The 19,168-nt window shown below is 65.1% G+C and carries 15 protein-coding genes and 1 pseudogene; 2 read left to right on the top strand and 14 right to left on the bottom strand.

Annotation, left to right across the window (positions count from 1 at the left end; all coding sequences use genetic code 11):
- The 13 genes and pseudogenes from bamA to AYJ54_RS36555 form a co-directional block, all read right to left on the bottom strand.
- The coding region (gene bamA / locus AYJ54_RS36610; protein WP_063706972.1) for an outer membrane protein assembly factor BamA at positions 1–1,307 on the bottom strand (1,307 nt) is incomplete at its 3' end.
- Between the two features lie 176 nt (positions 1,308–1,483).
- On the bottom strand, positions 1,484–2,635 hold the full coding sequence (gene rseP, locus AYJ54_RS36605) for an RIP metalloprotease RseP (RefSeq protein WP_063706970.1): 1,152 nt from the start codon (positions 2,633–2,635) through the stop codon (positions 1,484–1,486).
- A gap of 44 nt (positions 2,636–2,679) precedes the next feature.
- The gene (gene dxr, locus AYJ54_RS36600; RefSeq protein WP_063706968.1) at positions 2,680–3,903 is read right to left on the bottom strand and encodes a 1-deoxy-D-xylulose-5-phosphate reductoisomerase; all 1,224 of its coding nucleotides are present in this window, start codon (positions 3,901–3,903) and stop codon (positions 2,680–2,682) included.
- Positions 3,904–3,907: 4 nt separating this feature from the next.
- Positions 3,908–4,750: a phosphatidate cytidylyltransferase gene (locus AYJ54_RS36595; protein WP_136624182.1), complete on the bottom strand. Its 843-nt coding sequence runs from the start codon at positions 4,748–4,750 to the stop codon at positions 3,908–3,910.
- Complete coding sequence (locus AYJ54_RS36590; RefSeq protein WP_063706966.1) at positions 4,747–5,505, bottom strand: isoprenyl transferase; 759 nt, start codon at positions 5,503–5,505, stop codon at positions 4,747–4,749. The genes AYJ54_RS36595 and AYJ54_RS36590 overlap by 4 nt, the downstream gene beginning before the upstream one ends.
- Positions 5,506–5,515: 10 nt before the next feature.
- Entirely contained in the window at positions 5,516–6,079 is a 564-nt protein-coding gene (frr, locus tag AYJ54_RS36585; protein ID WP_063706964.1) for a ribosome recycling factor, read from the bottom strand.
- 79 nt (positions 6,080–6,158) lie between these two features.
- The gene (gene pyrH / locus AYJ54_RS36580) at positions 6,159–6,875 is read right to left on the bottom strand and encodes a UMP kinase (RefSeq protein WP_063706976.1); all 717 of its coding nucleotides are present in this window, start codon (positions 6,873–6,875) and stop codon (positions 6,159–6,161) included.
- Between the two features lie 60 nt (positions 6,876–6,935).
- Complete coding sequence (gene tsf / locus AYJ54_RS36575) at positions 6,936–7,859, bottom strand: translation elongation factor Ts (protein ID WP_063706963.1); 924 nt, start codon at positions 7,857–7,859, stop codon at positions 6,936–6,938.
- Between the two features lie 134 nt (positions 7,860–7,993).
- Positions 7,994–8,983 carry a 30S ribosomal protein S2 gene (locus tag AYJ54_RS36570; RefSeq protein ID WP_063706961.1) on the bottom strand — a complete coding sequence of 330 codons (990 nt, stop codon included), beginning with the start codon at positions 8,981–8,983 and terminating at the stop codon, positions 7,994–7,996.
- Positions 8,984–9,192: 209 nt separating this feature from the next.
- Positions 9,193–11,844 (bottom strand): caspase family protein, encoded by a 2,652-nt coding sequence (locus AYJ54_RS36565; protein ID WP_063706959.1) that lies wholly within the window; start codon positions 11,842–11,844, stop codon positions 9,193–9,195.
- Positions 11,845–12,031: 187 nt separating this feature from the next.
- Positions 12,032–12,139, bottom strand: a pseudogene (locus AYJ54_RS50925) (carbonic anhydrase); the annotation flags it as partial.
- Between the two features lie 37 nt (positions 12,140–12,176).
- The gene (gene dnaE, locus AYJ54_RS36560) at positions 12,177–15,680 is read right to left on the bottom strand and encodes a DNA polymerase III subunit alpha (protein WP_063706957.1); all 3,504 of its coding nucleotides are present in this window, start codon (positions 15,678–15,680) and stop codon (positions 12,177–12,179) included.
- Between the two features lie 533 nt (positions 15,681–16,213).
- Positions 16,214–16,945 carry an outer membrane protein gene (locus AYJ54_RS36555; protein ID WP_063706955.1) on the bottom strand — a complete coding sequence of 244 codons (732 nt, stop codon included), beginning with the start codon at positions 16,943–16,945 and terminating at the stop codon, positions 16,214–16,216.
- Between the two features lie 289 nt (positions 16,946–17,234).
- On the opposite strand from AYJ54_RS36555, the gene AYJ54_RS36550 reads away from it, so the two are divergent.
- On the top strand, positions 17,235–17,498 hold the full coding sequence (locus AYJ54_RS36550; protein ID WP_430641457.1) for a DUF3551 domain-containing protein: 264 nt from the start codon (positions 17,235–17,237) through the stop codon (positions 17,496–17,498).
- Entirely contained in the window at positions 17,498–17,749 is a 252-nt protein-coding gene (locus tag AYJ54_RS36545) for a DUF3551 domain-containing protein (protein WP_063706974.1), read from the top strand. Before AYJ54_RS36550 ends, AYJ54_RS36545 begins: the two co-directional genes overlap by 1 nt.
- A gap of 90 nt (positions 17,750–17,839) precedes the next feature.
- On the opposite strand, the gene AYJ54_RS36540 is transcribed toward AYJ54_RS36545, so the two are convergent.
- Positions 17,840–19,168, bottom strand: a 1,329-nt coding sequence (locus AYJ54_RS36540) for a recombinase zinc beta ribbon domain-containing protein (protein WP_201724303.1), incomplete at its 5' end; no start/stop codon positions are given.

Here is a 19,168-nt window from a genome sequence, read left to right as displayed (position 1 = left end):
CCGGTCGACTTCTCCTCGAGATCGACGATCAGGACCACGCGGTCGCTTGAGGAGCCGGGCTCCGTGGAGATCTTGACGCTCTTGAAGAAGTCGAGGTTCTTCAGGCGGCGCTCGGCGCGATCGACCAGCGCGCGGTTGTAGGCGTCACCCTCGGAGATGTCGAACTCGCGCCGGATCACATAGTCGCGCGTGCGGGTGTTGCCACGGATGTTGATACGTTCGATATAGGTGCGCGGCCCTTCGTCGATGTTGAAGACGATGGCTACAGTGTGCGCCTCGAAGTTGCGGTCGCCGCCCGGGCGGACCACGGCGAAGGCATAGCCGCGGCGCGAGGCCTCGATCTGCATCTCCTCGACCGACTTCTCGACCGATTCGACGTTGTAGAGCGATCCGATACTGACGCGCGAGTAAGAGCGCATCGAACTCGCGTCAAAATTGGGAATGCTGGAGCGGAAATCGATCGAGCCGATGCGGTACTGCTGGCCTTCCTCGATCTTGAAGGTGACGAGGAAGCCCTTCCTCTCCGGGTCGTATTCGGTGAGCGCAGCGACGACCTGCACGTCGGCGAAGCCGTTCTTCAGATAGAAACGGCGAATCAGGTCGCGGTCGGCTTCGACGCGGTCGGGATCGTAGATGTCACCGCTGCTGAGGAAGCTCAGCAGATTCGATTCGTGAGTCTTGATGACGTCCCTGAGCCGGTAGGACGAGAAGGCATTGTTGCCGACGAACTCGATCGACTTGACGGAGGTCTTGGCGCCCTCGTCGATCGTGAAGATGAGGTCGACGCGATTGTTCGGCTGCTCGATGATCTCGGGCGTGACGCGCACGTCGTAGCGGCCTGAGCGGCGATAGATTTCGGCGATTCGGAGCGTGTCGGACTGCACCATGGCGCGGGAGAACGTGCCGCGCGCCTTGGACTGGATCTCGGCGGTTAGCTGCTCGTCCTTGATCTTCTTGTTGCCCTCGAAGGCAATGCGGCCGATTACCGGATTTTCGACCACGGAAACGATAATCTGGCCGCCGGCGCCGCGGTTGATCTTCACGTCCTGGAACAGGCCGGTCTCGATCAGCGCCTTCAGGCCGTCATCAATCGCAGCCTGATCCAGACGGCCGCCCGGCCCCGGCTTGAAATAGGAGCGGATCGTCTCCACCTCGACACGGCGATTCCCTTCGACGGAAATCGACTGAACGGTCTGGGCAAGCGCAGACGAAGAAATGAAACCAGCCCCGACCGGGGCAACCACCGGCGCGCCGAACATGATCAGGGTGGCGAGCAGGCCCCCCCGGAGTCGCAGTCCAAACTTCATGCGCAACGCGCCCTTATCTTTCCGTACCAGACCCAACCCCAACGCCGGTCCGGGAGATTCCCCAAGTTCACGCCGCTTGTAACTAATTTCCCCGACGTCGCAAACGGCCGCGCGCGTCGCAATTTCAATTTCACTCCAAGACGTTGCTCAATAGCAACGCCACAAAAAAGCCCCTATCACGAAGCCGCCATCCGCAGGATGTCGTTGTAGGTCGCAAACACCATCAACATCAGCACGAGTCCGAGCCCGATTCGGAACCCCATCTCCTGGGTCCGTTCCGAGAGCGGGCGTCCGCGGACCACCTCCGCCGCATAGAACAAAAGGTGGCCGCCATCGAGCAGCGGGATCGGGAACAGGTTCAACAGGCCGATCGAGACCGAGAGCACGGCACAGAGATTGATGACGAACTGGAACCCCGCGCTGGCCGCCTGCCCCGACATCTTCGCGATGCCGATGACGCCGCTCACCTCGCCCGGATTGCCGGTTCCCATGAACAGCGAGCCCAGGAACTTGAATGTGCTGGAGATAATGAACCAGACCTGCTCGACGCCGATCTTGAGGGCCTCCGCGTAGCCGACCGGCGTGGTCGTGGCCTCTCCGGCCTGCGACTTGTGCTCGACGCCGAGCACGCCGATGCGATGGCTGTTGCCGAACGGATCCTTACGCTCCAGGAGCGTCGGTGCCGCATTGAGCGTGACGATGGCACCGTCACGCTTCACCTGGAAAACGAGCGTGGAGCCCGCATTCATCGCGACGATTCGCTGCATGTCGGCAAAGCTGTCGATCGGCTTGCCGTCGATCTGGACGACCACGTCGCCGATCTTGAAGCCGGCCGCCGCGGCGGCGCCATCGGCCACGACACCGTCCACACGCGCGATGGTGCTCGGCTTGCCGTAGTACAGGGCCATGCCCGCGAAAATCAGGGCGCCCAGGATGAAATTGGCGATCGGCCCGGCCGCAACGATGGCCGCGCGCGGGCCGACTTTCTTGTGGTGGAAGCTGCCGGCCCGCTCCTCGGGGGTCATGGCCTCGAGCGTCGCGGCGGACGGCGTCGAGGCTTCGCTCTCGTCGCCGAAGAACTTGACGTAGCCGCCAAGCGGGATCGCCGAAATCTTCCAGCGGGTGCCATGGCGGTCGTTGAAGCCGACGAGCTCGGGACCGAAACCGAGCGAAAAGGTCAACACGCGAACGCCCGCCCAGCGCGCGACCAGGAAATGGCCGAGCTCATGGAAGAACACGACGATGGTCAGGACGAACAAAAAGGGGACCGCGTAGCCGAGGAGCCCATGGCTCAACGTATTGAAACTATGCAGAAAAAAGTCGGACATCGATTCCCTCACCCAGTGCCGCAAGGGCCCTGGTCCTGAACAAACTAGGATGCCTTTAAGGCAATTTGAGGCAATAGGACGGCAGCCCTATTTCGCGCAACATGGTCAACGGAGATTGCATCGTCCGCGGACGTCAGAGGGGCCTGGTTCCCGCCGCGGATCCAGTCGTCGAGCGTGGCCTCGACCAGCCGCGCAATGGCGCCAAACCTGATCTTTCCAGCGATGAAAGCGGCGACCGCGACCTCGTTGGCCGCATTGTAGACGGTGGTCGCCCCCTTCCCTGTCCGGAGCGAATCGTAGGCAAGACGGAGCCCGGGGAAGCGGTCGAAATCCGGCGCCTCGAAGGTGAGCTGGCCGATCTTGGCCAGGTCGAGCTTGGCCGCCGGCCCCTTGATGCGGTCGGGCCAGCCGAGGCAGTGGGCGATCGGCGTGCGCATGTCCGGCGCGCCGAGCTGGGCCACCACCGAGCGATCGGAAAACTCGACCATGCCGTGGATGATCGACTGCGGATGAACGAGGACGTCGATCTCGTCCGGCGTCAGCGCGAACAGATAGGACGCCTCGATCACCTCGAGCCCCTTGTTCATCATCGAAGCGGAATCGATCGTGATCTTCTGGCCCATGCTCCAGTTCGGATGCTTCAGGGCCTGCTCGAGTGTCGCCTGCTCGATATCGGTGCTCTTCCAGGTCCGGAACGGGCCGCCCGAGGCCGTGATGATGACGCGCACGAGCTCGTCGCGATTGCCCGAGCTCAGCGCCTGGAACAGGGCATTGTGCTCGGAATCAGCGGGCAGGATGCAGGCGCCCGCCTTGGCGGCGCGCTGCATGAAGAAATCGCCGGCGCAGACCAGGCACTCCTTGTTGGCGAGCGCGACATGCGCGCCGCGATCGACCGCAGCGAGCGCCGGCTTCAATCCGGCCGCACCGCTCACCGCCGCCATGACCCAATCAGCCGGTCGCGCAGCGGCCTCGATGACGGCGCTTTCGCCGGCGCCGCATTCGGTGCCGGTTCCGGCCAGCGCGGCCTTGAGCTCGGGAAGCTTGGAGGTGTCGGCGATTGCGACGTAGCGCGCGGAAAACTCCTTCGCGAGCTTTGCCAGCGCCTCGACATTGCCGTTCGCCGTGAGCGCCTCGACGCGATAGCGCTCGGGAGCCGAGCGCAAGAGGTCCATCGTGCTGTCGCCGATCGAGCCGGTGGCACCGAGAACCGTGACGCTGCGGACGTCGGACGCAGCAAGCCTGTTGTTACGCAATGGGACTGCGCTCATATCCTCACCAAACCATAAGACCGCTTCCGGCGCTATGCACACCATGGCGGAGGAAGCCGATAATCCATGCCACCAGGACGGCGGCGACAAAACCGTCCAGGCGGTCCATAAGTCCGCCATGGCCGGGAATTAAGTGACTGGAATCCTTGACACCGAAGCGCCGCTTCACCGCGGACTCGAAGAGATCGCCGAGCTGCGACACCACCGAGAGGACGGCGCTGACGAGCAGCAGCGGAGTCGCCTTTCCGAGCCCGCAAGCCGCAAAGCCGGCCGCAACGACAAGGCTCGCCGCAAAGCCGCCGAGCGCCCCGGCCCAGGTCTTCTTGGGGCTGACGCGCGGCCATAGCTTCGGTCCACCGATGCCGCGGCCGGCGAAATAACCGCCGATATCGGTCGCCCACACCACCAGCAGCACGAACATCAACGCGACGAAACCATTCACGGGGTCCTGGCGTATCAGGATCGAGGCCAGCAGCGCAGCCGATGCATAGGCAAAGCCCGAGGCAGCCCAGACGAACTTGGCCCTCGCGATCAGCGTCACGATCGCGCCGCCGACGAAGCCAGTGATGACAGCGGTCTTGAGTCCGCCAAAGGTGACGCAGAATCCCATGATGGCGATGACGATCGTCCCGCACGCGGTCAGCGCGACCGATCCCGCGCCCACCACCATGAGCCATTCCGCGAACAGTCCGATCGACACCAGGGTGACGAGAAACGCCCACAGCCAGCCGCCGGCATAAGCGAGCGCGATGGCGAGCGGCGCCAGCACGATGGCTGCGAGCACCCGCATCACGAGATTGCTTGAGGCCGGCGCCGAGCCCGCCGGTGCGGCGTCGGGTTCGCTCACGAGGCGGTTTTCGCGACCAGGCCGCCGAAACGGCGCTCGCGCCTGGCAAATTCGGCGATCGCGCCTTCGAGCGCCGGCTTGTCGAAGTCGGGCCAGTGGATCGGCACGAACACGAGCTCGCTGTAGGCGGCCTGCCACATCAGGAAATTGGACAGTCGCTGCTCGCCGCTCGTGCGGATGATGAGGTCGGGATCGGGAATGTCGGGCGCGTCGAGATGGGCGCCGAGCGTCTCGGCATCGATCGAGGCCGGATCGCGCCGGCCTTCCGCGACCTCGCGCGCGAGCTTCTGCGCGGCCTTGGCGATCTCCTGCCGCGAACCGTAGTTGAAGGCGACGACGAGTGTGAGCCGCGTGTTGTCGCGCGTCAGTTCCTCCGCCTCGTTCAGGAGCGCGCAGATGTCGCTATCCAATCCCTCCCGCTCGCCGATGATGCGCACCTTGACGCCGTCGCGATGCAGCGTCGCGAGATCGTTGCGAATGAAGCGCCGCAAGAGGCCGAAGAGATCGCCGATCTCGCTCGCCGGGCGCGACCAGTTCTCCGAGCTGAAGGAGAAGATGGTCAGATAGCGGATGCCGAGCTCGTGCGATGCGCGCACGACGCGGCGCAGGGCCTCCACGCCGCGACGATGACCTTCCGCCCGCGGCAGGCCGCGTGCCGCCGCCCAACGCCCGTTGCCATCCATGATGATGGCGACATGCGCAGGCGCGTCGGACCTGTCGGGTCCTTCCGTGGCGGGCGCGGCGGCGTTGGACATGGAGGTGGCCTTAGACGGTGAGGATTTCTTTTTCCTTGGCGGCCAGCAACTGGTCGATCTCGGCAATCGCGCCGTCGGTCGCCTTCTGCACCTCGTCGGCGTGACGCTTCTGATCGTCTTCCGACATCTCGTGATTCTTCTCGAGCTTCTTCAGAACGTCGAGGCCATCGCGACGGACGTGGCGCGCGGCGACCTTGGCGGCTTCCGCGTATTTGTGCGCGACCTTGACGAGCTCCTTGCGCCGCTCCTCGTTGAGCTCGGGAATGCGCAGGCGCAGCACCTGGCCTTCGGTCGCGGGCGACAGACCGAGATTGGAATCGACGATCGCCTTTTCGACCGGCTTGACCATCGACTTGTCCCAGACCTGCACCGAGATCAGCCGCGGCTCCGGCACGCTCACGGTGGCAAGCTGGTTCAGCGGCATGTGGCTGCCATAGGCTTCGACCTGCACCGGGTCGAGCATCGAGGCGGAGGCGCGGCCGGTGCGCAGGCCGCCGAGTTCGTGCTTGAGAGACTGGATGGCGCCCTGCATGCGGCGCTTCACTTCGTTGAGGTCGAAATTACCCGTGGCCATCTCGTTTCTCCTTAAAAATCCCGGCCAGAATCCCGGCAACCTCTCCGCGCCCTTCCCTAGGGGCGCGACCGATGAGCCGTCAGCCGGCGACGATGGTTCCGTGGCCGCTGCCACGCAGAATCGCGCCGATCGAACCCGGCTCGGCGATCGAGAACACGATGATAGGCAGTGACGTCTCGCGGGCAAGCGCGAAGGCGGTCGCATCCATCACCTTGTAGCCGCCCTCCATCGCCTGCGAATGCGTCAGCCGGTCGAACCGCTTGGCGGTTGGATCCTTCTTCGGGTCGGCCGAGTAGACGCCGTCGACATTGGTCGCCTTCAGGACGGCCTCGGCGCCGATCTCGGCGGCACGCAGCACCGCGGTCGTGTCGGTGGTGAAGAACGGATTGCCGGTTCCGCCGCCGAGCAGCACGATTCGGCCTTCGGCGAGATATTTGTGCGCCGCAGCGCGGGTGAACAGCTCGGAGATCTCGGGCATGACGAACGCCGACAGCGTCCGCGCCGGCGTGCCCTTGCGCTCGATCGCCGCTTCCAGCGCGAGGCAGTTCATCATGGTGGCGAGCATGCCCATGGTGTCGCCGGTCGGCCGCGACACGCCACGGGAGGACACCTCGACGCCGCGCACGATGTTGCCGCCGCCGATCACGACCGCGACCTCGGCGCCGAGATGGCGGGCGGCGATCAGATCATCCGCAACGCGGTCGACGGTCGGCTGATCGATGCCAACCCCCTGCTGTCCAGCGAGATATTCGCCGGACAGCTTGATCACCACGCGACGATAGACCGGATCAGTCATGAGCACTTTCCTCGTCCGGGCGCCGCTTCCGGCGGCACGCCGGAAGGAACGTCCCGGCGCTTACTTCTTGCCGCTCGCCGCCGCGACTTCGGCAGCGAAGTCGGTTTCCTGCTTCTCGATTCCCTCACCGAGAGCATAGCGCACAAAGCCCGCGATCTTCACGGGGCCGCCGGCCTTGCCCTCGGCCTCCTTCACCGCCTGCGCCACCGACTTGCCGGTGTCGTGGATGAAGGCCTGCTCGAGCAGACAGACTTCCTTGTAGTAGGTCTTGAGGCCCGACTCGACGATCTTCTCGATCACGTTCTCGGGCTTGCCCTGCTGACGATACTTGTCGGCGAGCACGTCCTTCTCGCGCTTGACGAGCGCCGGATCGAGGCCGGAGGGATCGAGCGCGAGCGGATTGGCGGCCGCGACATGCATCGCGATCTGGCGGCCGAGCGCTGCGAGCTCGTCGGCCTTGCCGGACGATTCCAGCGCCACGATCACGCCCATCTTGCCGGCGCCCTCCACGACCGCACCGTGGACGTAGCTCGACACCACGCCCTGGCTCACTTCGAGCGAAGCGGCGCGGCGCAGCGTCATGTTCTCGCCGATGGTGGCGATCGCGTCATTGATTGCGGCTTCCACCGTGACGTCGCCGACCTTGGCTGCCTTGATCTTCTCGACATCGGCACCGGCGTCGAATGCGACCTGGGCGACCATCTTGACGAGGCCCTGGAACTGGCCGTTGCGCGCGACGAAGTCGGTCTCGGAGTTGACCTCGACCACGACGCCCTTGGTGCCCTTGGTGAGCGCGCCGATCAGGCCCTCGGCCGCGACGCGGCCCGACTTCTTGGCGGCCTTGGACAGGCCCTTCTTGCGCAGCCAATCCTGGGCCGCTTCCATATCGCCATTGGTCTCGGTGAGCGCGGCCTTGCAGTCCATCATGCCCGCGCCGGTGGACTCGCGCAGGTCCTTGACCATCGCAGCTGTGATCGTCGCCATCGTTGAAAATCCTTCTTGCCTGGCGGTTTGCCGCGGCGTGGCACTCGAACTGCCCCGCCGCGGTCCATCTCAGGAATTCGCGTCAACTGAAATGGTGGCCGGAGCTTAACCGGCCAACCCATCGCTCTTTTTGACTATTCCGCTTCCGCGGTCAGCGCCTTGGCCTTGGCGACCCAGGCATCCGCACGGCTGGGCAGACCGACTTCTTCGCCGATCTTGTGCGCGGTGTCGTGATCGAGCTCGGCGAGCTGCCAGTAGTGGAAGATGCCGAGGTCGTTGAACTTCTTCTCGATCGCGCCCGACACGCCCGGGAGCTTCTTGAGGTCGTCGGCGGTGCCACGCGGACCAGCGAGGCCCTGGAAGCCGCCCGTGGACGGCAGGTCCTCGGAGAGCGGCTGGGCCGATGCGCCGATGTCGATGCCGGAGTCGCCCTGGGCCCGCGAGATGCCGTCGATCGCCGCGCGCGCGATGAGGTCGCAATAGAGCGAGATCGCACGGCCTGCGTCGTCATTGCCCGGCACCACATAGGTGATGCCCTTCGGATCCGAATTGGTGTCGACGATCGCCGCGACCGGGATGTTGAGCCGCTGGGCTTCCTGGATCGCGATGTCTTCCTTGTTGGTGTCGATCACGAAGATCATGTCGGGCAGACCGCCCATGTCCTTGATGCCACCGAGCGAGCGATCGAGCTTGTCGCGCTCGCGCTGGAGCGTCAGGCGCTCCTTCTTGGTGTAGGAGTTGGCTTCGCCCGAGGACAGCACCTCGTCGAGTTGACGCAGGCGCTTGATCGAGGCCGAGATCGTCTTCCAGTTGGTCAGCGTGCCGCCGAGCCAGCGCGAATTGACGAAATACTGCGCGCAGCGCTTGGCCGCGTCGGCAACGCCGTCCTGCGCCTGGCGCTTGGTGCCGACGAACAGGATGCGGCCGCCCTTCGCCACGGTGTCGCTGACGGCCTGGAGGGCCTGGTGCAGCATCGGCACGGTCTGGGCGAGGTCGACGATGTGGATGTTGTTGCGGGTCCCGAAAATGAACGGCGCCATTTTCGGATTCCAGCGGTGGGATTGGTGACCAAAGTGCACGCCAGCCTCGAGCAGCTGACGCATGGTGAAGTCGGGTAGCGCCATAGATCTAATTCTCCGGTTGGTTCCTCCGGAAACGTGTGAGCAAAACGGAGCGTTCTCGCCCCGGCTGCCACCGGACGGCCTTGTGAGCCATGTTTCCGTGTGAGATGGCGCGCTATATAGCGCCATTTCGGCCAGAAGCAAGGAAATAAGGGCCTTTCGGGGACGTTACCGTCCGCGAAAGACCCATTCCCAAGATTCCACCCTGATCCCTAGCACTTCGGCTGGTTGGGCGGGCATTTCTTCGGCGCCGGGGCTGCCGGACGCGGCGGTGGTGCCGGACGTGGCGGCGCGGCGGCCACCCGGGGTGGCGGTGGCGGCGCCGGCCGGGCAACCGGCGGTGGCGCGGGCCGTGCGGCTGCAACCGGTGGCGCCACCCGGGCCGGCGGAGGCGATGCCACCCGCGGCGGAGGCGGCGGCGCTGGCCTCGCCACGGCCTGTGGCCGCGGCGGCGGAGCCGGCCGCGACGGCGGCGCAACATGGGTGACCGGGGGCGGCGGCGAGATCGGCTTGGCCTGCGCCGGCCGCGGCGCCAGAGTCTCGCGCAGAGCCGGCTTCTCGACCGGCTGCACATTGGCGTGCGACTGCACAGGCGGCGATGGTGGGGTCAGCTTGGTCTCTCCCTGCTTTGCCGGCGCATTGGCCGTATTCGCCGTGTTCGCTGGACTGACCGTATTGGCCCGCTCCTGGACGTTCGGACGCGCTCCTCCCGGAGGCGGCGCGTTTGACGGCGTCGTCTGCGGCGTGAGCTTGGCGTTGGCAGGCTCCGAGCTGCTGCCGGGTTTGGCGGTGGCGCCAGAGCCACCAGCGGGGTTCGTCGAGGATGTCGACGAAGACGTTCCCGTGGCCGCCGTTCCTGTCTGCGGCGCGCCCTTGATCGCGGGCGCGGTCTGGCCGGGCACGGGCAAGGAGTGGTTGGACGGCGGACTGGCCCTCGTATCCGCCGTGCTCGGCGCGGTGGCCGTATTCGCCGGATTGGCCTTGCCTCCGGCCGTGGGCGCGGTGGCATTGCCGGTGACCGGCGCGCCGGGGGCTCCTGTCTTCGTCGTGGCATTGCCGGTGGCCGCTGTCGCCGCGCCACCGGTCGCTGGCGCGCCCTGCGTTCCCGTGACCGTTGTGCCCCGAGCTCCCGTCTTCGCCGCGGCGTTGCCGGTCCCGGGCGTGCCCGTTAGAGTTCCCGCAGCAGCGTTGCCGGTCGGCGTCGTGAATTGGCTCCTTGTCTTCAAGGCTGCCAAGCCGGCCTTCGTTGTCGGATCAACCGACACCGTGTTGGGGACCGGCGCCTTGTTGTCCCGGATGAGGGCAGCCTTTTGAATCACGGTCGGCGGCACAGCCGTCGTTGCCCCGACAGGCTTTCCGGATGCTGCCGCAGTCGCGGTAATAGCCGGATCACCGGCCGCTGTTACCGGCGGCTGCTGATTGATCACAGTGTTGATGACCGTGGTGTTGTGGATGTTGTTGAAGATGATGTTGTTCGGCGGCGGCGCGACATAGACCGGCGGCTGCACGAACACCGGGATTGGCACGAACACCGGCTGCGGCAGTACGAACAGCCCGACCACGGGAAGCGGCGGCGGCAGCACGACGAAATCCGGCGGCGGCGGCGGACAGAAATAGACCGGCGGTGGCGGCGGCGGCACGAAGCCAAAATCAGGGTCGCTGAAGTACAGCACCGGCCGATCGACATAGACCACCTCCTCCGGCGGAGGCGGCGGCACGTCGTAATCTATCATCGCAAAGCTCGGCGGCGGTTCGACCGGCGCCGTCAGCATCACGAGACGACGGTGCGCATCAGCTGCATGCGGGCCGCGCGGATAGCGCCGCAGATACGACCAGTAGGCCTCCGGCGTGTCGGTGCGATAGGTCCGCCGCCATGTAACCGCCTCGCGGCGCGCCGCCACGATCACCGTCACCCGCTTGGCCAGCGGGTCATCGGGATAGGCCGACAGAAATTCCTCATAGGCCGGCAGCGTGTCGCGCTCGAGCGCGGCCGCATAGGCATCCTGCACGCCGAGATCGCGGATCGGCTTGTTGCGGATCGCGGCGACCTGGTCCGGCGCGGCCTGCGGCGGCGGCGCGTCCGGTGCGCGCACGAAGAAGCTGAACTGCGCGCTCACCTTCTGCTCGTCCCACGGCACCTGCGCGCCCTTGCTGGCCTCGTTGACGCGCAAACGGACGCGGTCGAACACCTCCGGCAGCGACAGGCCGCCGGTGCGGATCATCTCGGCGAGCGACTGCGCGTAGATGCCGTAGGGCCCGGGTTCCTCGGGCGCCACCGTGCCGGGCGCCGCGTTGAAGGCGACCAGCATGTTCGCCTCCGGCTCGACCAGCGCAAGGCCGCTCGCGATCGCCTGGCCGCCCTCGATGAAGGGCTGCGCCCGCGCCGCGTCGAGCACGACGATGTTTGCCTTGAGCGGAATGGCGGCGAGCTGGCGGACGTAGTCGCTGATGCGCAGCGCCTCGGTCGGAACGTCGGTGTCGCGCGTGATGTTGGAATCGACCGGAATGAAATAGTTCTCGCCGGCGAGCTGGACGCCATAGCCGGACAAATAGATCATCGCGACCGTGCCGGGGCCGGAGGCCTGCGCCTTCTGGACGAAATCGCGAAAGCTCTTGCGCAGCGTGTCGCCGTCGAGGTCGCGCGCGCCGACCACGTCGAACCCCGCCGCCTGGAGCGTTTGCGCGATCAGGCCGGCATCGTTTGCCGCCGTTGCCAGCGGCGACTTGGCATAGGCGCCATTGCCCACCACGAGCGCGATTCGCTTTTCCGGTTGCTGCGCCCGGGCTATGTCAACGAGCCCGCCCGCCGCAACGAACAGGATCGGCAGAAGGAAGCAGATGAAGGCCTTGTGTGTCCCACGCATGGCTTGCTTGCCCGCTATTGTTGTTGAGTTTGCTGCCGTGCATGAGGCGCGCGGCAAGCTGAACGGTGCTTGAACGAAAAGCCCGGATTGAGGCGGTGGCATGACCACGCCTCCGACGTCAGGTCCGCGTAAGCTTCGCGGGCGCGGGAACGGCGCGCGTCGCGGCCAGATCGTTCGACCAGCTCGTTCAGCCCTGCGCGACCAGATCGACCGTCCCCGTCGTGAGCCGGTAGATGCCGCCCACGACCTTCAGCTTGCCCTGCTCCACGGCCGCATCGAGGATCGGCGCGGCAGACCACCGTAATCGACAAAGCGGCCGCGGCACGCGTTGACTAAAGCTGCTGCACGTCGACGACGCCCGCGACCGCCTTGATGGCGCCGGCGATCTGCGGCGAGACCTTGAAGCGGCCGGGCAGCTTCATCTCCACCTCGGTCTCGAGGTCGAGCATCATCACCAGCGACACCTCGCCATCGCCGTTCGAGCGCGGCGCGATGCCGGGGCTGCCGACCTTTGGCGCGGCGCCGTTCGCGGCAGCCATGTCGGGTCCGGCGAGACGCTTGGCGATCGACTCCAGCGGCTTGGTATCGCGCAGGAAGATGCGCAGGCCCTTCTGCGTCTTGGCGGCTGCATCATCCAGCGGCTCGGCATGCAGCACGCGGGCGCGGACGTCCTCGCCCTGAAGCTCCGCGCCGAGCTGGAGCAGCACGGCGGCGCCCGGCTCCAGCACGTCGCGATACTGCGCGAGCCCTTCGGAGAACAGCACGGCCTCGAAATGGCCGGTCGGATCGGACAGGCCCATGATGCCCATCTTGTTGCCGGTCTTGGTGCGCCGCTCCATGCGCGAGACCACGGTGGCCGCGACCTTGCCGGCAGTCGCGCCGGTCTTCACCGCGCGCGAAAACTCCGCCCAGCTCTGCACGCGCAAGCGCTTCAGCACGGTCGCGTAATCGTCGAGCGGATGGCCCGACAGGAAAAAACCGATCGCGTCGTATTCGCGCCGCAGCCGCTCGGCCGGCAGCCAGGGCTCGACCTGCGGCAGCATGATCGTCGGCGCGTCTGCCGCGCCGCCGAACATGTCGTTTTGTCCGATGGTCGCGGCCTCGTGCGCGCGCTGGCAGGCGGCGAGGATCGCGTCCGCGCCGGCAAACACGCGGGCCCGGTTCGGCTCCAGCGTGTCGAAGGCGCCGGCGGCGGCGAGACTCTCGATGATGCGCTTGTTGATCGACCGCGGGTTCACGCGCGCGGCGAAGTCGGCGAGCGAGGTGAACAGTCCGTTCTTCGTGCGCTCCCCGATGATCTGCTCGACGGCCTGAAGGCCCACGCCCTTCAGCGCGGCGAGCGCGTAGTAGATCGTCTTCTCGCCGACCTCGAAGGTCGCGCCGGAGCGGTTGATGTTCGGCGGCTCGACCTTGATGCCGAGGCGCTGCGCCTCGGAGCGGAATTCGGAAAGCTTGTCCGTGTTGTTGAGATCGAGCGTCATCGACGCCGCGATGAACTCCACCGGATAATGCGCCTTCATGTAGGCGGTGTGGTAGGACACCAGCGCATAGGCCGCCGCGTGGCTCTTGTTGAAGCCGTAGTCGGCGAATTTCGCCAGCAGCTCGAAGATGGTCTCGGCCTGCCCCTTCGGCACGCCGTTCTTCACCGCGCCGGCGACGAAGATGTCGCGCTGCTTGTCCATCTCGGCGCGGATCTTCTTGCCCATCGCGCGGCGCAAGAGGTCGGCGTCGCCGAGCGAGTAGCCCGACATCACCTGCGCGATCTGCATCACCTGTTCCTGGTAGATGATGACGCCGAAGGTCTCTTTGAGGATCGGCTCCAGGACGGGATGCAGATATTCCGGCTCCTCGTCGCCGTGCTTGCGCGCGCAATAGGTCGGGATGTTCGCCATCGGGCCCGGGCGATAGAGCGCGACCAGCGCGATAATGTCCTCGAAACGGTCGGGGCGCATGTCGATCAGCGCGCGCCGCATGCCCTGACTTTCAACCTGGAACACGCCGACGACATCGCCGCGCGCCAGCATCTGGTAGCTTTCCGCGTCGTCGATCGGCAGCGTCGCGAGATCGACATGGATGTTGCGCGGCTTGAGCAGCTTCACCGCGACGTCGAGCACGGTCAGCGTCTTCAGACCGAGGAAGTCGAACTTCACAAGGCCGGCCGGCTCGACCCATTTCATGTTGAACTGGGTCACCGGCATGTCGGATTTGGGATCGCGATAGAGCGGCACGAGCTCGCTCAAGGGGCGGTCGCCGATCACGATGCCGGCCGCGTGCGTCGAGGCGTGGCGGGTCAGGCCTTCGAGGCGCTGCGCGATATCGAAGGCGCGCGCCACCACGGGATCTTCATCGCGAAACGCCTGGAGCTTCGGCTCGCTCTCGATCGCGGCGGCGAGCGTGACGGGCGCGGCCGGATTCTGCGGCACCAGCTTCGTGAGCTTGTCGACCTGGCCATAGGGCATCTGCAGCACGCGGCCGACGTCGCGCAGCACGCCGCGCGCCTGGAGCGTACCAAAGGTGATGATCTGCGCGACCTGGTCGCGGCCATAGCGCTGCTGCACGTATTGAATCACCTCGCCGCGGCGATCCTGGCAGAAGTCGATGTCGAAGTCCGGCATCGAGACGCGTTCCGGATTGAGGAAGCGCTCGAACAGCAGGCCGAACTTGATCGGGTCGAGATCGGTGATCGTCAGCGCCCAGGCGACCAGCGAGCCTGCGCCGGAGCCGCGGCCCGGCCCGACCGGAATGCCATGCGCCTTGGCCCATTTGATGAAGTCGGACACGATCAGGAAGTAGCCCGCGTACTTCATGCGCATGATGACGTCGAGCTCGAACGCCAGGCGCTTGCTGTAGTCCTCCTCCGTCGTGCCCTGCGACAGGCCGTGGACGCGCAGGCGGTTGGCGAGCCCCTCCTCCGCCTGCCGTTTCAACTCGGCCGCTTCGACCGCAGCGGCGTCGGAGCTGGCTGCGGCGCCGACGGTGAAGAACGGCAGGATCGGCTTGCGCGTCATCGGACGGAACGAGCAGCGCTCGGCGATCTCCACCGTCGAGGCCAGCGCCTCCGGAATGTCGGCGAACAGCACCGCCATCTCGGCGCGCGTCTTGAAACGATGGTCCGGCGTGAGCTGCTCGCGGTCGGTCTCCGCGATCAGCCGTCCGCCGGCGATGCAGAGCAGCGCGTCGTGTGCCTCGTAGTCGTCGGTCGCGGCGAAATACGGCTCGTTGGTCGCGACCAGCGGCAGGCCCTTGGTGTAGGCGATGTCGATCAGCCCGCTCTCGATCCGCCGCTCCTTGTCGAGGCCATGGCGCTGCAGCTCGATATAGAGGCGGTCGCCGAACAGGCTTGCCAGACGCTCGCAGCGCGTGGCGGCAAGCTCGGCGTGGCCGGCGGCAAGCGCCAGCGAGATCGGCCCATCCGGGCCGCCGGTGAGCGCGATCAGCCCTTCAGTCTCGCCCTCGAGCCAGTCGAACTTGATGTGGGACGCGTGGGTGTCGGGCGTCTCCAGGAAGGCGCGCGAATTCAGCCGCATCAGGCTGCGATAGCCGCGCTCCTGTGCCGCCAGCAGCACGACACGCGATGGCCCGATCGCATTGCGTGCATTGGGATCCTGGTCGCCGAAATCGATGGCGAGCTCGCAGCCGACGATCGGCTGGATGCCGGAGCCCGCCATCTTGTCGGAGAACTCCAGCGCACCGAACATGTTGTCGGCGTCGGTGAGCGCCAGCGCCGGCTGGTGGTCCTTCTTGGCGAGCTCGGCGAGCTTGGCGATCTTGATCGAGCCCTTGAGCAGCGAATAGGCCGAGTGAACGTGAAGGTGGACAAATCCGGCGCTCGGCATGGTCGCGTGACGGCCTCTTGCTGGTGAAGTGGAGCGGTCGGCAGCAGTGGAGGCATCCTGCCCTGCCCGGCCGACTCGCCTCACAATGGTGGTGCCTCGCGACGCGAGAGTCCACGGCGGAGCGGCAGATTGGCTGTGTCGTCCGGCTTTTCCTCAGGGGACCCCGAGAGTCGCTGCTGGCCGGAGAGTTCCGTTCACCTCTCCCGAAGGGGAGGTAAACACCGGGGAGACCGACCAACTTAATCCCGATCTCACCGCGCCTAGAGCTGCGGAATCACCTGGGCCCAGATCGCGATCATCCCGACGAACAGCGTGATCGACGCCAGTGCGGCGGCTTCTTCCACGAAGATCTTCAACATGGCCTTGCTCCATCGCTAGAACGTATGAAGAACATTGTTCTCATTTTGTTCTCAGAAGTCAAGCCGTCCGGGCCATCTCGAAACGAGATGGTTAACTCGCTGAATTCAAACAATAAAAAAGCCCCGGCGCAAGGCCGGGGCTTTCGACAATCGCTTCCTGCGAAGCGATTTGTCTTAGTACTTGGCGATGATCGGGCCACCGAACTTGTAGTTCAGGCGGACGAGGCCCATGTCGACGTCCTGCTTGATGTGGTCGGTCACAAACAGCACGCCGCCACTGGTGAAGTTCTGGTCGTGACCATCCAGGAAGATGTGGTTGTATTCGACGCCAACCGACCAGTTCGGGGCGAAGCCGTATTCGAGGCCCACGCCGACCGTACCGCCCCAGCGGGTGTCATCGGACGAAGCAACGAATGCGCCGCCCGGGGTGCGGATGTCGAACTTGTTGCCGACCACGGCAGCACCGCCCTTCACGTAGACGAGGACGTTGTTCCAGGCATAGCCGACCTGACCGGTGATCAGACCGAACGAGTCGATCTTGGTGCGGTTGGTGAGACCGGTGATCGCGCCGGTGTTGCTGCCCGAGAAGTCGGCCCAGTTGCCCTGACCTTCCACGCCGAACACCCACTGGCCCGACTGCCAGCGATAGCCGATCTGGCCACCGACCGTGCCCCCGGTCGCATCGTGCGAACCGTCGCGGCCGAAGCCGACTACATCCCAGGTCGCGTGCGAGGAGCCGCCGCCGCCGTTGATACCGATGTAGAAGCCGCTCCAGTCGTAGATCGCGGCGACCATCGCCGGCGGCGCCTTGGTGTACGGCCGTGCCGCGAGATCGGCAGCCAGCGCTGGCGCAGTCGCGCTGAGCGCGACGAGGCTCACAGCGGCAAGCAACAAATTCTTCTTCATTTGATTCCCGTTCCAGTTTCTTCAGAAGGCCCCCGGGCCGTGCGAACCTCTTATCAGCGATCGACGGAATTGCTGTAACCCCGACGCAACAGTCGGGTCCAAAGGGCCTTTGTTCATTAATGAACATTTAGCACGGCGCGCTGGAAACCCTTTGAAACAAGGGTTTTCAGCGGTTCTAATGTCGACGACACGACATGCGCACGACACGCGCACCGAATACCAATGCGTGCACAATGGCGTGATCACAGAATTGTAGTGCGTGGACTCGTTGCCGTCCCATTGTCGCCATATTTGCGCACGCGTGCTCGCAATCGCGTCCGCGCACGCTTATGGTGTCAATCCTCCCTTCCGTCTGACGGGCGATGAATGGCCGGGCCTCAGCAATTGCCGCTTCAACAGCTACGCGCAATGTCAGGTGAGCGCATCGGGCCGCGCCCTCACTTGGATTGCGAACCCGTATTTCGCCGGCCAGTCGGACGATCCCTACGCCTGCCCGAATCGTCCCTGCGTTCAGGCGCCGGGCTACTCGCCGAACTATTCTTGGCCGCGCTGATGCGCTGCGCTTGCCTCGCGCTCGTCGTGATCGGTCCACTCCTCGTAAGCGGGCATGCGCGCGCCCAGACCTATGATCCGAGATATCCGGTCTGCATGCAGATCTACGGCCAGATCGGCTATTTCGACTGCCGCTACACCTCGCTGCAGCAGTGCAAATATCTCGCCGTCGGCCGCTCCGCGGCATGCATCGAGAACCCGTATTTTGCGCAGAAACCGCCGGCCACTCCCCGGTCGAGGCGCGCCGATTAGGGCGCGAGTTCATACCGCTTGCACGAGGCCCGCTGTGCCCTTGATGGCAACGCAGTCGCATACCTCGCCCGAGGCCCTTTGTTGATGCCCCTACTTGTCATGATGATGCTCCCTCAGATCGATCTTCGCGACACGGTGATTCCTCAAGCTGCGGATGGCTTGCAAGGCGGTTCTGTCGTCGGGGAAGAGGAAGCGGCCCGAAGGCTCCCGGATGGTCAGGATGCTTCCTCGCTTGAGCTGAACATAGATCCACTTGGTGGGAATCCCGACACGGGTTGCCAATTGGGTTACGGTCAAATGGACTGTGACTGCCGGCCATCGCGTTTGTCGAGGCCGCACCTTGAGGCGGTGTTTGAGACGAATGCGCTGGACCGTGACCGGCAGAACCTTATCCGCCTCCCACGGCGAGTGATGCCCTTCCTGTGTCAGGATGCGCGCGATCTCATCGTCGTGGATGCCATCATGAGCCAGCGCGCATATGCGCGCCACCATCTCCTGGTGCCGCGGCAAGGCGGACACCGCATTAACCGGTAGTGTGACCAGGAGCTCAGTGGTTGCGCCGCCGCGCCACACGATGCGCACTTCGGCCTTGTCGCGAGCGCAACGTCGCATGACGACCTTTTCGATCAGACAGCGCAGGAGCGCCTTGCGATGATCCCTGCGGGTCGTTGGATTCTCCCATAGCGCCGGAAGACGATTTCCGAGGGCGATCACCTTGGCACGCAGATCGTGAGGAACGCCAACGGGTTCACAGGCCTTGGGCATCGTGCGCAAGGCCAATGCCTCTTCGGCTCGGCGCAGCTCCAACAGGGCCGCTTCCCAGCGCCGCTCGAGTTCGCCGGTAACCAACCGGTTGTCAGGATCGGCGCGATTGAACTGGCGCTCAGCAAGGGCAGCTTGATAGCGCAGCCTCTCAATTTGCTGCTCCTCAGCGTGGCGCAGGGCTCTTTCGGACTGCAGATGGGCCTTGCGTGCTTTGGACAACGCATCGATTTCAGCCGGCACCACCGCTTCCAAGAAAGCTGCTGTGACTTGCGCGTCGATCGGGGCGGCACGCAGGTTCTGGCATTCCGGAGCGCCACGTTGGATTTTGAGATGATTGCAGACATATTGACTGCCACCCTTGTAACGCACGGCCATCTTGTGTCCGCATTCGCCGCAATAGGTGATGCCGTGAAGCAGGGCTGCCCCGTCGCGGGGGATTCCACGGCTCTTGATGTGCTGATACTCCGCGCGATTGTCGCACAGCATCGCCTGGATCTTCTCGAAGATCTCCCAATCGATATAGGCGGGGTATTTGTCCCTCACCACGATCCTCCAGTCCATTCCACGACGCGGAGCCTTGTATGGACGCTCTCCCGGTATTTGGGATGGCTTCTGCCAAGTCCTTCCATAGACAAAGGCGCCTGCATAGGCCGG

The sequence above is a fragment of the Bradyrhizobium centrolobii genome, assembly GCF_001641635.1.
In the GTDB taxonomy this organism is placed as follows: Bacteria; Pseudomonadota; Alphaproteobacteria; order Rhizobiales; family Xanthobacteraceae; genus Bradyrhizobium; species Bradyrhizobium centrolobii.
The sequence above is the reverse complement of the archived record's forward strand: the minus strand, read 5'-3'. Positions and strand labels throughout refer to the sequence as shown.

Excerpts from the sequence above, each read along its gene's own strand:
- rseP (WP_063706970.1), bottom strand. The coding sequence starts at position 2,635 with ATGTCCGACTTTTTTCTGCATAGTTTCAATACGTTGAGCCATGGGCTC.
- dxr (WP_063706968.1), bottom strand. The coding sequence starts at position 3,903 with ATGAGCGCAGTCCCATTGCGTAACAACAGGCTTGCTGCGTCCGACGTC.
- AYJ54_RS36590 (WP_063706966.1), bottom strand. The coding sequence starts at position 5,505 with ATGTCCAACGCCGCCGCGCCCGCCACGGAAGGACCCGACAGGTCCGAC.
- frr (WP_063706964.1), bottom strand. The coding sequence starts at position 6,079 with ATGGCCACGGGTAATTTCGACCTCAACGAAGTGAAGCGCCGCATGCAG.
- pyrH (WP_063706976.1), bottom strand. The coding sequence starts at position 6,875 with ATGACTGATCCGGTCTATCGTCGCGTGGTGATCAAGCTGTCCGGCGAA.
- tsf (WP_063706963.1), bottom strand. The coding sequence starts at position 7,859 with ATGGCGACGATCACAGCTGCGATGGTCAAGGACCTGCGCGAGTCCACC.
- AYJ54_RS36570 (WP_063706961.1), bottom strand. The coding sequence starts at position 8,983 with ATGGCGCTACCCGACTTCACCATGCGTCAGCTGCTCGAGGCTGGCGTG.
- AYJ54_RS36565 (WP_063706959.1), bottom strand. The coding sequence starts at position 11,844 with ATGCGTGGGACACACAAGGCCTTCATCTGCTTCCTTCTGCCGATCCTG.
- dnaE (WP_063706957.1), bottom strand. The coding sequence starts at position 15,680 with ATGCCGAGCGCCGGATTTGTCCACCTTCACGTTCACTCGGCCTATTCG.
- AYJ54_RS36555 (WP_063706955.1), bottom strand. The coding sequence starts at position 16,945 with ATGAAGAAGAATTTGTTGCTTGCCGCTGTGAGCCTCGTCGCGCTCAGC.
- AYJ54_RS36545 (WP_063706974.1), top strand. The coding sequence starts at position 17,498 with ATGCGCTGCGCTTGCCTCGCGCTCGTCGTGATCGGTCCACTCCTCGTA.